Raw genomic sequence first — 12,843 nt, forward strand, 5'->3', positions numbered from 1 at the left:
GCCGGCCTACCGCGTGTCGGGGCTGTCCCCGCGGCGCGGCCTCCTCACACCGCCTCCGGCCTGTTCCCGCCCTACGGGTGCTTGACCAGCCGTGCCTCGGCGATCGCCGTCCCGTCCTCCTCCTCGTCGTGCCGGACGGTGCCGTCCGGCACGAACCCGGCCCGCTCGTAGAAGCGGATGGCGGAGGTGTTGGGCACGTAGGCGTACACGCACAGCGGCCGGCGGGCCCGCGCTTCGAGGTCGGCCACGGCACGGCCGAACAGGCTCGCGCCCAGGCCCGTGCCGATGAGGCCCGGCTCGATGTACAGGCCGTAGACCTCCGCCGCGTCGCCGCCGAGGTCCGGGTCCCCGTCGGCGGGCCCGGTCCGGCAGAAGCCGATCACGGCGCCGTCCCGCTCCGCGACCCACAGCCGGTGACGGTCCGGGAGATCGGCCAGGTACTCGGCCCAGTCCGCGGACTCCTCGACCGGGTCCAGCCCGTCGAGGTGTGCGGCGTTCATGAATCCCGCGTACGCCGCCCGCCACGACCTCACCTTCAGGTCGCCGATCGCCGACGCGTCCTCCAGCACTGCAGAACGGATCATGCCGGGAGTGTAGGGGCGGATTCGTTCGGTGTCGCACCGTTTTCCGCCGCGCTCGCGATCACGCAGTAGACGACCCGCCTTGCCGTCCGTACAGGGCAGCGGTACGTGCGGCCGCCGGAGATCCGGGATCCCGGCGGCGGCTTCCGTGCTCGCCTCAGGATCGACGGCGGCCTCCCGCCGGTGGTCCGGCCGGGCGTGCGGGATGGACCCTCCCACAGCGGGAGGGTCCACGATGGGCCCGTGCGAGACCAGGACGACTTCCTCACCATCGGGCGCTTCGCCCGCCTCTGCCGGCTGAGCGTGAAACAGCTCCGCCACTACGACGACACCGGCCTGCTGCCCCCGGCCAGGGTCGACCCCGCGACCGGGTACCGCTACTACGCCCCCGGGCAGGCCCGCGACGCGCTCACCGTCGCGCTGCTGCGCGACCTCGACGTTCCGCTCGCGGTGATCGCCGCGACCCTGGCGGCCGCCGAGTCGGAGCGGGCCGGCCTGCTGCGCGCCGAACGCGACCGGGTCGCGGAGCGGATCACCCGCGACCGGGCCCGCCTGGAGCTGCTGGAGCGACTCGCGGCCGGCGGCGGACTGCCCGGGTACGAGGTCGTCCTCGGGTGGGAGCCGGAGCGGCGGCTCGTCGTCGTACGGGCGGTGGCCGGGCCGGGCGAGTTGGCGGAGCGGACCGGCGGGTGCGTCCGCCGGCTGCTGGCGGGACTGCAGGGCACGCCCTGGCGGCTCCCGCTGTGGGGGCTGTTCCCGCTGGACCTCGCCGAGGGCATGCGCATCGCGGTCGGCGCCGAGCCGGTCGAGCCGGTGGTCCCCGTCGAGGCGGGCGCGGTGGACACGGCGGTCGAGGCGGACGGGCCCCGCAGGCTGCCCGCCGGCCTGGAGCGCGAGCCGCTGCCCGGCGGCTCGGTGGTGGAGACGGTCCACCACGGCCCGTACTCCCAACTATCGCTCGCCTACCATGCGTTGCTGTCCGCCGTGCACGAGCGCGGACTGCGGCCGCTGGCACCGGTGCGGGAGGCGTACCTGGTCGGACCGGGGGAGGCCCCGGAGCAGGAGTGGACGACCCGCCTGGTGGTCCGGGTCGAGGAGCGGACGGAGGAAGCGGCATGACGGAGCCGCTCGGCGGGAAGCACTGCGAGACGACGGCGCTGGACGTGCTGCTGCGCCACGAGGGCGTCGCGCTGTCCGAGCCGATGCTGTTCGGGCTCGGGGCCGGGCTGTCGTTCGTCTACTGGGACGGCAAGGGGATGGACTTCCCGTTCCTCGGCGGCCGGGTCAAGCCCTTCGAGCTGACCCGCGCCCTGGCCGCCCGGCTCGGTCTGGAGCTGGATGTCCGGGAGACCGCCTCCGCCGGCCGGGCCTGGCGCAACGTGGCCGCCGAGCTGGACGCCGGACGCCCGGTCGGGCTCCAACTGGACTGCTACCACCTGGAGTACTTCACCTCGCGGGTGCACTTCGGCGGGCACGTGGTCGCGATGCGCGGCTACGACGCGACCGACGCCCACCTGGTGGACACCGCGCAGCAGGGCGGCGCGGTCACCACCAGCCTGGTCTCGCTGGCGGCGGCGCGCGCCGAACGCGGCCCGATGACCGCCCGCCACCGCTCCTTCACGCTCGCCCTGCACGGCGAACCGCCGGACGTGCGTGACCTGCTGGCTCCGGCGATGGCCGACTGCGCGGCGGCCTTCCTGCACCCGCCGATCGCCAACCTCGGCCACCGCGGTATCGCCAGGGCCGCCGCCCTGGTACCGGGCTGGCAGGCCAGGGCCGACCGGCCGGAACTCCGACTGCCGCAGGCCGCACGGATGATGGAGCTGGCCGGGACGGGCGGCGCACTGTTCCGCAACCTCTACCGGGACTTCCTCGCCGAGTGCGCCGAGCTGCTCGGCGACCCCCGGGTGCGCACCGCCCGCGACCGCTACGCCGAGGCCGCGGCGGGCTGGAGCGAGGTGGCCCGACTGGTCGGCGCGGCCGGGGAGTCGGGGGACGCGGCGCCGCTGGAGCGGGCCGGCGGGCTGCTGGGCGAGCTGGCGCGGATCGAGCGCGAGGCGATGGAGGAACTGGCCCGGTTGCCGGCCGGCAGCGACGGGCCGGTCATCGGTGGCCGGCCCCGGCGGTGAGTCGCCGCCGGGCCGCGAGGGGCGGGGAGCACCGAAGGCCGTGTCGGCACACCGGCGTCACCGGACGACTCGACGCCCAGGGCGACCCCGCGGGTGTCGACGGTGGTCATCGGATCACCGGACGTCGTCGCGCCCGAGACCGCGGTCGGGCGCGCTCATGTCGCCCGTCCGGGGCGTGCCGTCGGCGAGCCCGTAGCGCAGGAACACCGTGCCCTGCGCACCGGCCGCCGGCGGTTCGAGGAGCGTCAGGTTCGTGGGCACCGCGCCACCGTCGAACACCTTCTTCCCGACGCCGAGCACGATCGGGTGCACCCACAGGTCGAGACGGTCGAAGAGCTTCTCCCGCAGGAGGGTCTGCACCAGGTCCAGGCTCCCGACGACCTTCACGTGCTCGTGGCGGTCACGGACCTCGCGCACCGCGCCGGCCAGGTCCGGGCCCAGCAGCGTGGATCCGGCCCACGGGAGGCCGGGCGTGCCGCGCGAGGCCACGTACTTCGGGACGCGGTTGAAGAGCTCGGCGATCTCGCCGTCCTTCTGGTGCGGCCAGTAGGTGGCGAAGATGTCGTACGTCCGCCGGCCGAGCAGCAGGGCGTCCGTGCCCTCGTACGCGGCGAGGATCTGCGCCCCGGTGCCCTCGTCGATCAGGGGGGCCTGCCAGCCGCCGAACGGGAACCCCACCGGGTCCTCGTCGGGGCCGCCGGGCGCCTGACCGACGAGGTCGAGGGTCGCGAACAGTTCGATGTGGATGAGGCCCATGTCTGCACTCCCGATGAGTTGGTCGTCCCCGTCGAGATGTAGACCTTCCGGGGCCGGAAGACTCATCGCCGCGCCGGTCCCCGACCACCTTGGGTGTCACACATTCGACATCGCCGGTGACTCGAAGTGGGCGTTCCGGCAGTGGCTGACTGTGCGTGCCGACGGTGTTACTCTCCCGAGAGAAGAGAGAGCCGACTCTCACTTGCCGGCCCGGAAGGCCACTCGTCGGTCCTGGCCCGGCCGTGCGGGAGAGAGCGGCTCCGCCGAGCGTTCCCTGCTCTTGTGGCCCTTCGGCCGGTGAGGAGAGACCATGACCGCGCCCGCACCGCAGTTACCCTTCGAACGCCCCAATGCCCTGGACCTGGCGCCACTGCTCGCACGCCTGCGCGAGGAAGGCCCGATCACCCGGGTGACGACACCCGCCGGCGACCCGGCCTGGCTGGTGACCCGCTACGAGGAAACCCGGGTGATCCTGAGCGACACCCGGTTCTCCCGGCTGCGCCCCGACACCGAGGACGCCCCGAGGATCTCGGCCTCGGCGCTGCACACACGCCCCGCCGTCACGCCCGAGGAGGAGGACCGCGAACACACACGGATGCGCCGGATGCTGGCGCCCGCGTTCAGCGCGCCGCGGATGCGCCGGATGGGCGAGCGGATCGGGGAACTCGCCGCGTCCTGCCTGGATGCGATGGACGAGGACCGTTCGCGGGATCCGCAACGTGCCGTCAACCTGCACGACCACCTGTCGTTCCCGCTGCCGGTGATGGTGATCTGCGAGCTGCTGGGCGTGCCGGTCGCGGACCGGGACCTGCTGCGCGGCTGGTCGGAACGGATCGCCGCGCTGTACGGCGGCGCCGACGGGGCCGCGGCCATGGCCGAGTTCGAGGCGTACGTGGCCGCCGTCGCCGAGGAGAAGCGCAAACGGCCGGGGCAGGACGTGATCAGCGACATCCTGGCCGCACAGGCGCAGGATCCCTCGTTCACCGAGGAGGAGATGACCCGCCTGGCGGTGGGGCTGCTGTTCGCGGGCCACGAGACGACGTCGACCCGGATCGACCTGGGGGTCCTGTTCCTGTTGAGCGACACCGCCCGGCGCGACCGCTTCGCCGCCGACCCCGAGGGGTCCGCCCGCGCCACCGTGGAGGAGGTCCTGCGGATGGCCGCCCCCGGCGCCCTGGGCCTGACCCGCTACGCCCGCGAGGACGTCACCGTCGCCGGGACGGCGATCGCGCGGGGCGACGCGGTACTGGTGGCCATCAACGCCGCGAACCGGGACGCCCGGGCCTTCGAGGAACCGGACGCCTTCGACCCGTCGCGTTCCCCCAACGCGCACCTGGCCTTCGGACACGGCGGTCACTACTGCATCGGCAACGCGCTCGCCCGCACCGAGATGCGGATCGCGCTGACCGCGCTGTTCCGGCGCTTCCCCGGCCTGCGGCTGGCGGTGGACGCGCGCAGCCTGCGCGACCACTCCGAACGGCTGGCGGGCGGCATCGGCGAGGTCCCGGTCCTGTGGTGAACCGGGACCATCGGCCCGAGCGGCCCGCCGCACGGGTGGAGGCGGACACCTCGCGGTGCGTGTCGTCGGGGCAGTGCGCGATGACCGCGCCGTCGGTGTTCGACCAGGACGAGGCCGGGCGGGTCGTCGTGCTCGCCGCCGACCCCGGCGGCCCGGCGGCGGAACAGGCCCGCGAGGCGGCCGCCATGTGCCCGGCCTCGGCGATCCGGCTGCGCCCGGCGCGCTGACGGACGGCGGCGCCGGCGGTGCCGGGGTGCCGGCCGGTGTCGGCCGCCCGGCGTGGCGGCCGGCACCTGCCTCGGCGTCAGGCATCAGGACGTCAGGACGTCAGGACGTCAGGGCGTACGGGTGTGCAGCGCGGGGGCGGGGCAGGGCAGCGGGCGGGCCCCGGCGGGGGACAGGCCGTCGAGGACCAGGGCCAGGTACCGGCGCCAGCCGTCCTCCCGGGCCTCCATCGTCCACAGCACCGAGACCAGCATGACGACGATGCGGTGCAGATCGTCGGGCACGAGGTCGGCGCGGATCACGCCCGCGTCCTGACCGCGCGTCAGAAGAGCGTCGAGCGCGGCGAAGAACTCCTCCCCGGTCGCCGGGGTCAGCACGCCGGCGGCGCGGGCGGCGGCCAGCACGTTGTAGTCGCCGGCCACCGATTCCAGGGCCGCCTCCAGCACACGGACCAGCCCGGACGCGGGATCGGCGTCGTGCGCGGCAGCCTGGATGACGGGACGGACGTGCTCGCCGAAACGCTGGTCCAGTACGGCCCGCAGCAACGCGGCCTTGTCGGGAAAGCGGCGGAAGAGCGTGGCGGACCCGACGCCGGCCCGGCGCGCCACGTCGTCGAGGTGGGCGTCGGGGCCCTGCTCGGCGAAGACCTCCCGGGCAGCCAGGATGATCTTTTCCGCGTTGCGGGCGGCATCGGCACGCAGCAGCCGGGGGGAGTCGAGGGCCATCCCGGCACCTTATCCAAGGGCCGCGGGCAGCGCGGCGACGTCCGACGCTCGCCGGTTCAGGGGCGGAACCGGCGAGCGCGAGGACGGCCACGGCGGCGGGGCCGGTGCGGTGCCGACTACTCGACCGCGCGCAGTGCGTTGACGATGCCGAAGCCGTAGAAGCCGTTGATGCGCTTGCCGCCCGCACAGACGGCGTCCCCGGAACCGCCGCCGTTCCCGCCGTTCCCGCCGTTCCCGCCGTGCGGGTCGGCCGGGCCGGCCGGGCACCCCGGGTTGTCGGCCTGGGCCTTGAGCAGTGCCTGCAACTGGGCCGGGGTCGCCTCCGGGTGGGCGGATTTCAGCAGCGCGGCCACACCGGAGGCGTGGGGCGTGGCCATGGACGTGCCCTGCTCGTAGCCGTACTGGTTGTTCGGCAGTGTCGACAGGACGCCGGGGTGCCCGGACGGGGCGTCCGAGGCCACGTACTGGTCGCCGCCCGGCGCCGCGACGTCGATCACGCCGAGGCCGTAGTTGGAGTAGTACGCCTTCGCGTTCCTGGCGCCGGTCGCGCCGACCGTGACGACGCCCGGCAGTTGTGCGGGAAGGTCCCAGCACCTGTGCGGGTCGACCGTCCGGCTTGCCGGGGTGGAGTCGTTGGGGCTGCCACCGTCGGTGAAGCCGTCGGAGGCCAGGTCGTGGTTGGCGTTGCCGGCCCCGGCGACGTTGAGGGTGCCCTTGCGCTGCGCGTAGAGCTGGGCGCGGTCGACCGCGTCGACGATGGCCTTCTGGTCGGGGTCGTCCAGGCAGTTGTACTGCCACGGGTCCACGTAGTAGCTGTTGTTGGTGATCTGCACACCGTGGTCGGCGGCGAACACGAAGGCGCAGACGACGCTCTCGGCGTAGATCAGCTGGCGCGGGGTGGGCTGGGAGACCGTGATGCCGGAGACCTTCACCCCGGGTGCCACGCCCGCGACGCCGACGCCGTTGCGGGCCGCGGCTATCGTCCCCGCCACGTGCGTGCCGTGGAAGTAGTCCGCGTCCACCGGCCGCCAGGAGCCGTACGCGGTGTCGGCCTTGCCACTGGCGCAGTTCGCGGACTGCGAGGGGGAGAAGTTCGCGGCCAGGTCCGGGTGGGTGTCGTCGACGCCGGTGTCGATGACGGCGACCGTGACGTCCCTGCTGCCGGGGTTGATCTCCGCGGCCTTGTCCGCGCCGATCGCCCGCAGGGCCCACTGCTCGGCTTCGAGGGGTTCGGTGCCGCTGCCGGACGCCTTCGCGATCCTCGCCGCCTCGGCCTCGGAGAGGCGCCGCACCCCACCGTCGTCGGTGGTCCCCGCCGCGCTCAGCGGCGCGGTCCGCGTGGCGCCCGCCGACTGCACTCCGCGCACCGCGCGCATCCGCCTGCCGAAGTCGGGGTTCGCCGAGTGGGCGACGATGACGCCGATCCCGTCGTACGTGACGACGACGGTGCCGCCGGCCGCGGCGACGGCCCGCTGTACCTCGGCGATCGTGCGACGGTCGGTCCTGGTGTTGACGACGTACGCCAGGGGGTGCGCGTCCTCGGCCTGCGCGGCGTACTGCGCCCGGGGCGTCGCCGAGGCCGGCGTGGGGAGGAATCCGAGTGAGGCGGTCAGCGACAGCACGATCGGCACGGCCGGGCCGAGCCGCAGTAAGGAAGGCAGTCGAGTCATGTGGTCTCCACATCATCCGGGTGCAGGACCCGGCCGAGACAGCGCGCCGGCCGGGCAGGAACAGGACGGGTGGTACAGGACGGGTGGTGCAGGAGTGAAGCTATCCCGCCACCTCGCCAACCATCAATGACTCGGCAAAGACCCGGCAATGACTCGCCAACGACCCGACCGGACCTGCGGCGAACCGACACGGCCGGCCCGAGGCCGAACCCGACGCGGCACGACGGCCGACATCAACGCCGTTGGCCCCCGGCGGGATTGCCGTGGCCTCCGCACCCGGCCGCCGTCGCGCCGCCGCCGCACGCTCCCGGTGCTCGCGGTCCCGAGTGTCCAGGGAGGTCGTCCCCCCGCGCCCGGTATCCGGCAGGGCACAGGTTCCCGCCGTCCAGGCGTTGGGACGGCCTGCCGTGAGGCAGGCCGTCATCCGCCCACGCACGATCAGTGGATGTGACATCGGACACATCCACTGCGTCAGGTGCCGGCCGACTGTCGTCCGCAACACCCAAACCCGCAGGTCAACTTCGCAACGCGAAGTCCCTGAGGAACCCGGGGGCCGTTCAAAACGATCTAGCTCCCCACAGAGGATTGGGCCTAGCCTGCCCGCCATGTCCCAGAACACGAACACCCCCGGTTTCCCCGGGCAGTCGGCCGCTCCGGCCGGCGACTCCGCCAAGGTGCAGCGCCAGGTGCAGCAGCAGGCGGGCGTCGGACCGGTCTACGGTGGCGGCGGCACCCTCTTCTCCGAGCCGGTCCTGGTGGTGAACCAGAAGGCCAAGCTGATCGAGCTGACCAACGAGTACTCCGTCTTCGACCAGCAGGGCGCCACGCTGGGCTCGGTGGTCCAGGTCGGCCAGAGCGCTCTGCGCAAGGTGCTGCGGCTGCTCTCCTCCCTCGACCAGTACCTGACCCACAAGCTGGAGATCCGTGACGCGCAGGGCACCCCGGTGCTGCTGCTGACCCGCCCGGCGAAGCTCATCAAGTCGCGGGTGATCGTGCAGCGTCCGAACGGCCAGGAGGTCGGCCAGATCATCCAGCAGAACGCCATCGGGAAGATCAATTTCTCGCTGGAGGTCGGCGGTCAGAAGATCGGCGCCATCAAGGCGGAGAACTGGCGGGCCTGGAACTTCTCCATCGTCGACGAGACGGACACCGAGGTCGCCCGGATCACCAAGACCTGGGAAGGCCTGGCGAAGACGATGTTCACCACGGCCGACAACTACGTGCTCCAGATCCACCGCCCGCTCGCCGACCCGCTGCTCAGCCTGGTCGTGGCGACCGCGCTGACCGTGGACACCGCGCTGAAGCAGGACGCCCGCGGCTTCGGATAACCGCGAACCGTACGTAGTTCGGAGCCCCGCCCCCGACCGGGCGACTGCCAGGGGGCGGGGCTCCGGCCGGAGAGCGGAGTCGTGCGTCATCGCCGGCCCGGCGGAGAAGCCCGCCACCCGATCACGGCCGACGGGTGGGCCACCCGGCCGCTGCGGGGCGGCCCACCCGTTCCCGTGTTCCGGCTCAGCCGGTCAGCGGGACAGAAGGAACTTGGTGGTCGGCACGCCCCGGACGGTGGCGCAGTCCAGGTTCGAGGTGGTGGCGCTGTAGGTGAAACCGCTCGGGACGCTGCACGCCCACATGCCGCTGACCGGCGTGCGGAGGTGGAAGGTGGTGGACGGGACGCCCTGCGTCAGGCTGCACGTGGTGGACGAGCCGGCGGAGTCGTAGGTGAAACCCGGGGCGGTCGAGCAGGAGGTGAGGCCGTCGACGGGCGTGCGCAGGTGGTACTGCGGCGACTTCCAGCTGCCGCCGCCGCTGCACGTCTGGCTGAAGACGACCCCTTCGTAGACGTAGCCGGACGGGACGGAGCAGGCCCAGGTGTCGTCCAGCCCCGTGGCGGTGGCGGAGGCCGGCGTCGCGGTGGCGGTACCGGTGAGCAGCAGGGTGAGCGCGGCGAAGGCGGCGAGCAGCGCGGTTCGCGCGGTCCGTATGATTCGTGCGACGGACATGTTTTCTCCTTCGGTGGAAGAGCGGCCGGAAGTGTGCGCGGTACGGCGGTACAGCGGTGCGGCGGTGCGGCGGTGCAGGGGGCGGTGATCGCGAGTGGGCGTTCACGGCCGTCGATGGTTCTAGCACGCAACGACGGTCCGTCACCCGGCCGCTCCGTCGCGGAGAATCACTTCGGCGCCCGCCGTCCACGCGCCCCGCGCGGATCCTCCGGCCCGTCTCATCCGATCAGCCCCTGGATTCCTCCCGCGTCTGGCGCAGCCGCTCCGCGGGCCCCCCTCCGCCGGAGGTCCGCCCGTTCGGGCCGCAGTGCGGCGTACGTCCGTGGACCGGCCCGGACGTGGGGAAGCCATCAGGTCGCCGTCGGGCGCGTGCTTCCCGTTCGGACCGATGGTCCAACCCGGGCCCTTCGGTGGGGCCGCGGAGAACAGGACGGCTTTCTTTGCGCGAACGCGGCGCACCGTTCGCGGTGGGCTGTCACAATGCCGTAAGAACTATGTGACATGTCACAGTGCTTTCGGTGCCCGCCGAGAGCACCGAACGAAGGAGGGCCCCTTGAAACGCCTTGCTGCCGTTCTCGCCGGTACCGCCGCTCTGGCGGCGCTGACCGGCACCCAGACCGCCTCTGCCGCCACCGCATCCGTCGCCGGCATGCCAGGTACCACCGTCTGCGGGGACCCGGGCGCGCCGAACTACATCACGATCAGGGCCTGCATCAACAACAACGGAGGCCAGGTGTACGTGTTCGGGCGCGCCACTCCGACCAGCCCGACCTGGCAGGACCAGCAGGTCTCCTTCCGGCTGACCAGCGTCGGCGTCACCAGCCCACCGCTCGGCACCATCACCCCGACCGTCCTGATCCCGACCGGCGGGAGCGACGTCGGCGGCATCACGGGCACCGTGCCCTGCGGCCGCACCGTGACCGCCCAGTTCAGCGTGGACCAGCCCGGCTGGCCGCAATCGACCGCGACCGTCTCGACCATCGTGAACTGCTGACCTGTGCCCGGTCGGCAGCGTGATTCTGATCAAAGGTCGCCTTCGCGCTGACGACCGCCCGGGGTGGTGACCGGGCCGCCGACCTGGCGCCGCTGGACGGGATCGACCGCCGTGGCGAACGCCCACCCCGGCCGGCTTCAGCGCGAATCCTCCAACAGCACCGCCGCGACGGCGACTTCGGTGCCGGCCAGGCCGACCGAGCAGAAGACGGTGATGTCGTCCCGGCCGGTGCGGGCGACCTCGGCGCCGGCCAGGACGGCACCGAGGTCGACCATCCGCTCGACGGGCAGGACGTGCGGTTCGGCGTAGTCGGCCGTCTGCGCGAGCGAGTCCGTCACAAGGGCGTGTGCGCGGTCCGCCAGGGCGGCGGGGACCTCGTGGCGCGAGAGCGACTTGGGCCCGAGCGTCGTCACGTGCGTGCCCGGTGCGATCCAGTCGGCGTCCAGGACGGGCACCGGGCTGTTCGTTGCGACGACCACGACGTCGCGCTCCCGCACCGCCTCCTCGACCGTGCGCCCGCACCTCGACCCCCAACTCCTCGGCGGCGCGCCGGGTGAACGCCTGCGCGCGCTCCGGGAGTCCGCAGTCCGGCCTCTCGAACGCCTCGACGAATCAACCGAGTTCAGGGCATCCCCAGCGGGTACGCCCTGACAGGGCGTACCCGCAGAGGCTGTCCGGGAGCCGTTCGCCTCGACTCAGATGAAGCTGACGACGAGCACGGCGGCCGCCAGCAGGAGGACAACCGTCAACGCCGGCGCACCGAGGCGCCCGCCGGGCTCGGAGGTGACGGCGACCAGCGAGACGGCGGGGACCGCCACCGAGAGGACGACCGCCAACCACCCCACGGTACCGGCGGGAACCCCGGCGACCATGGCCCCCCAGACGGTCGTGAACATCACCGCCAGCCAGGCCGTCGCGGTCAACACCACCCAGGCCGCGCGCGCAGTCCACCGCTCGACCGGGTCGGCCGCGCGGAAGTTGGTACGGGTCATCGTCCAGATCCGGGTCAAGTTCGCCACCGGAACATCCTGTCGAACAACACCGCCGGGCACCAGAAACGGACGCGCATCGCCGCAGGCGGTTCCCCACCTCCGGCCTCGACCCCCCCGCGGCACCGACCCGGGCCGCGCGCGACCGCGTGCGGTAGGTCTTGGTCTCCCGGCGTCGATCCAGGCGATCTGTTGCCAGGAGTAGGTGCGGCCACGGGCGAGCCGGACCGGGACGGTGGCCCGGTATGGACGGTGGGGGAGTCCGTGGGGTGGTGGGCCGGCGGCGACTTGGCACAGCGTCGCCGGTTCTTGACAGCGCGTCCTCCCGCCCGTCAGGAGCCGCCGACCGGAGGGCTCCGGCTTCTAATCTCCTTGGTGAGAGCGGCCGCCTCCACCCGAAAGCGGCCCGCTGTCACCTACGGGAGGGGAATTCCATGATCAAGATGCGTACTTTCGCCGCGGCCGCCGTCGCCGCGGCCTCGCTCGCGCTCGGAGTCGCCGCCACGCCGGCGTCGGCGGCACCGGCCCCGAACGGGTCCGCCGTTGCCGGTGCGCAGGACACCGCCGCAAGCCCGAGCACCGCAAGCACCCTCGTCAGCCACACGGTTCTCGGCACCAACGGAGACTGCATGGCCTACTTCAATGACGGTGCGTCCGCCGTACCCCGCCTGTGCGGAACCACACCCTATGGCTGGATCTGGGGGGACGGCCGGCACGATTGGGTGCTTGTCGGCAGCGACCAGCAGGTCTGGCACACCGTCCAGACCAGCGCAAACGGATCATGGTCCACCTGGGCCACTCTCGGCAGCAGCAGCGGCGTCAAGGACGGCGTCCTGGGCAAGGTCTCCAATGGGATCCCCAGCGTGGCGGTACTCGGTGGTGACGACCTCTACTGGTGCAACACCATCAACGGCAGCGGCACTTGGACGAACTGGTACGTCTGCTGACGGGTTGCCGGTTGCCGGTTGCCGGCCCTGGCACCCCGCCCCTGCGGACCTGTGGTGGGAAGCGCGGGTGATGCACGCCCGGCTCGACCGTCCAGGTACCGCACTGGGGTCTGAGCGCACAGGCCGTCCGGACGGGCTGTGTGGACGGCCGGAAGGGGGGCTGTGGGCGGGGGCGGGGTGCCGGGTGGATTCCTCAACCCCCACCGGGGACGGAAACCCGCAAAGGGCCCCCGCCCGGGCCCCCTCCCCCCCCCCCCCCGCCACCCCGAAAGCAGTCATTACTGCTTGGCAAATTTGGGCAAGCGCTT

At 72.8% G+C, this 12,843-nt stretch carries 14 protein-coding genes; 7 read left to right on the top strand and 7 right to left on the bottom strand.

Annotation, left to right across the window (positions count from 1 at the left end; all coding sequences use genetic code 11):
• Positions 1 to 71 precede the first annotated feature (71 nt).
• On the bottom strand, positions 72 to 584 hold the full coding sequence (locus ACWGJO_RS16050) for an N-acetyltransferase family protein (protein ID WP_452184234.1): 513 nt from the start codon (positions 582 to 584) through the stop codon (positions 72 to 74).
• Between the two features lie 240 nt (positions 585 to 824).
• Between ACWGJO_RS16050 and ACWGJO_RS16055 the strand changes: the two genes are divergently transcribed.
• Both ACWGJO_RS16055 and ACWGJO_RS16060 read left to right on the top strand, forming a co-directional pair.
• Entirely contained in the window at positions 825 to 1,700 is an 876-nt protein-coding gene (locus tag ACWGJO_RS16055; RefSeq protein ID WP_452184236.1) for a MerR family transcriptional regulator, read from the top strand.
• Positions 1,697 to 2,710, top strand: coding sequence for a BtrH N-terminal domain-containing protein (locus ACWGJO_RS16060; RefSeq protein ID WP_452184238.1), 1,014 nt, complete (start codon positions 1,697 to 1,699; stop codon positions 2,708 to 2,710). Before ACWGJO_RS16055 ends, ACWGJO_RS16060 begins: the two co-directional genes overlap by 4 nt.
• A 114-nt stretch (positions 2,711 to 2,824) precedes the next feature.
• Here the strand turns inward: ACWGJO_RS16060 and ACWGJO_RS16065 are convergent, their stop codons facing one another.
• On the bottom strand, positions 2,825 to 3,466 hold the full coding sequence (locus ACWGJO_RS16065; RefSeq protein ID WP_452184240.1) for a dihydrofolate reductase family protein: 642 nt from the start codon (positions 3,464 to 3,466) through the stop codon (positions 2,825 to 2,827).
• A gap of 310 nt (positions 3,467 to 3,776) precedes the next feature.
• Between ACWGJO_RS16065 and ACWGJO_RS16070 the strand changes: the two genes are divergently transcribed.
• Both ACWGJO_RS16070 and ACWGJO_RS16075 read left to right on the top strand, forming a co-directional pair.
• Complete coding sequence (locus tag ACWGJO_RS16070; protein WP_452184242.1) at positions 3,777 to 4,985, top strand: cytochrome P450; 1,209 nt, start codon at positions 3,777 to 3,779, stop codon at positions 4,983 to 4,985.
• A gap of 35 nt (positions 4,986 to 5,020) precedes the next feature.
• Entirely contained in the window at positions 5,021 to 5,212 is a 192-nt protein-coding gene (locus tag ACWGJO_RS16075; RefSeq protein ID WP_452179498.1) for a ferredoxin, read from the top strand.
• A gap of 108 nt (positions 5,213 to 5,320) precedes the next feature.
• Here ACWGJO_RS16075 and ACWGJO_RS16080 read toward each other — a convergent pair whose 3' ends face one another.
• Both ACWGJO_RS16080 and ACWGJO_RS16085 read right to left on the bottom strand, forming a co-directional pair.
• Entirely contained in the window at positions 5,321 to 5,935 is a 615-nt protein-coding gene (locus ACWGJO_RS16080; RefSeq protein WP_452184244.1) for a TetR/AcrR family transcriptional regulator, read from the bottom strand.
• A 116-nt stretch (positions 5,936 to 6,051) separates the two neighbouring features.
• Positions 6,052 to 7,605 carry a S8 family serine peptidase gene (locus tag ACWGJO_RS16085; RefSeq protein WP_452184246.1) on the bottom strand — a complete coding sequence of 518 codons (1,554 nt, stop codon included), beginning with the start codon at positions 7,603 to 7,605 and terminating at the stop codon, positions 6,052 to 6,054.
• 605 nt (positions 7,606 to 8,210) lie between these two features.
• Between ACWGJO_RS16085 and ACWGJO_RS16090 the strand changes: the two genes are divergently transcribed.
• The gene (locus ACWGJO_RS16090) at positions 8,211 to 8,933 is read left to right on the top strand and encodes an LURP-one-related/scramblase family protein (RefSeq protein WP_452184247.1); all 723 of its coding nucleotides are present in this window, start codon (positions 8,211 to 8,213) and stop codon (positions 8,931 to 8,933) included.
• A gap of 192 nt (positions 8,934 to 9,125) precedes the next feature.
• On the opposite strand, the gene ACWGJO_RS16095 is transcribed toward ACWGJO_RS16090, so the two are convergent.
• The gene (locus ACWGJO_RS16095; RefSeq protein WP_452184249.1) at positions 9,126 to 9,605 is read right to left on the bottom strand and encodes a hypothetical protein; all 480 of its coding nucleotides are present in this window, start codon (positions 9,603 to 9,605) and stop codon (positions 9,126 to 9,128) included.
• Positions 9,606 to 10,158: 553 nt separating this feature from the next.
• On the opposite strand from ACWGJO_RS16095, the gene ACWGJO_RS16100 reads away from it, so the two are divergent.
• Positions 10,159 to 10,599: a hypothetical protein gene (locus tag ACWGJO_RS16100; RefSeq protein WP_452184251.1), complete on the top strand. Its 441-nt coding sequence runs from the start codon at positions 10,159 to 10,161 to the stop codon at positions 10,597 to 10,599.
• 137 nt (positions 10,600 to 10,736) lie between these two features.
• Here ACWGJO_RS16100 and ACWGJO_RS16105 read toward each other — a convergent pair whose 3' ends face one another.
• Complete coding sequence (locus tag ACWGJO_RS16105) at positions 10,737 to 11,096, bottom strand: hypothetical protein (RefSeq protein ID WP_452184253.1); 360 nt, start codon at positions 11,094 to 11,096, stop codon at positions 10,737 to 10,739.
• 198 nt (positions 11,097 to 11,294) lie between these two features.
• A complete protein-coding gene (locus tag ACWGJO_RS16110; protein ID WP_452184255.1) occupies positions 11,295 to 11,618 on the bottom strand; it encodes a hypothetical protein in 324 nt (107 codons plus the stop codon).
• A gap of 404 nt (positions 11,619 to 12,022) precedes the next feature.
• On the opposite strand from ACWGJO_RS16110, the gene ACWGJO_RS16115 reads away from it, so the two are divergent.
• Positions 12,023 to 12,535, top strand: a complete 513-nt coding sequence (locus ACWGJO_RS16115) for a hypothetical protein (RefSeq protein WP_452184257.1) — start codon at positions 12,023 to 12,025, stop codon at positions 12,533 to 12,535.
• Positions 12,536 to 12,843: the final 308 nt, after the last annotated feature.

It is taken from the genome of Kitasatospora sp. NPDC054795 (genome assembly GCF_053611565.1).

What these genes read in the sequence shown, in the direction of transcription:
- ACWGJO_RS16080 (WP_452184244.1), bottom strand. Translation starts at nt 5,935, where the DNA reads ATGGCCCTCGACTCCCCCCGGCTGCTGCGTGCCGATGCCGCCCGCAAC.
- ACWGJO_RS16065 (WP_452184240.1), bottom strand. Translation starts at nt 3,466, where the DNA reads ATGGGCCTCATCCACATCGAACTGTTCGCGACCCTCGACCTCGTCGGT.
- ACWGJO_RS16060 (WP_452184238.1), top strand. Translation starts at nt 1,697, where the DNA reads ATGACGGAGCCGCTCGGCGGGAAGCACTGCGAGACGACGGCGCTGGAC.
- ACWGJO_RS16115 (WP_452184257.1), top strand. Translation starts at nt 12,023, where the DNA reads ATGATCAAGATGCGTACTTTCGCCGCGGCCGCCGTCGCCGCGGCCTCG.
- ACWGJO_RS16090 (WP_452184247.1), top strand. Translation starts at nt 8,211, where the DNA reads ATGTCCCAGAACACGAACACCCCCGGTTTCCCCGGGCAGTCGGCCGCT.
- ACWGJO_RS16095 (WP_452184249.1), bottom strand. Translation starts at nt 9,605, where the DNA reads ATGTCCGTCGCACGAATCATACGGACCGCGCGAACCGCGCTGCTCGCC.
- ACWGJO_RS16085 (WP_452184246.1), bottom strand. Translation starts at nt 7,605, where the DNA reads ATGACTCGACTGCCTTCCTTACTGCGGCTCGGCCCGGCCGTGCCGATC.
- ACWGJO_RS16070 (WP_452184242.1), top strand. Translation starts at nt 3,777, where the DNA reads ATGACCGCGCCCGCACCGCAGTTACCCTTCGAACGCCCCAATGCCCTG.
- ACWGJO_RS16050 (WP_452184234.1), bottom strand. Translation starts at nt 584, where the DNA reads ATGATCCGTTCTGCAGTGCTGGAGGACGCGTCGGCGATCGGCGACCTG.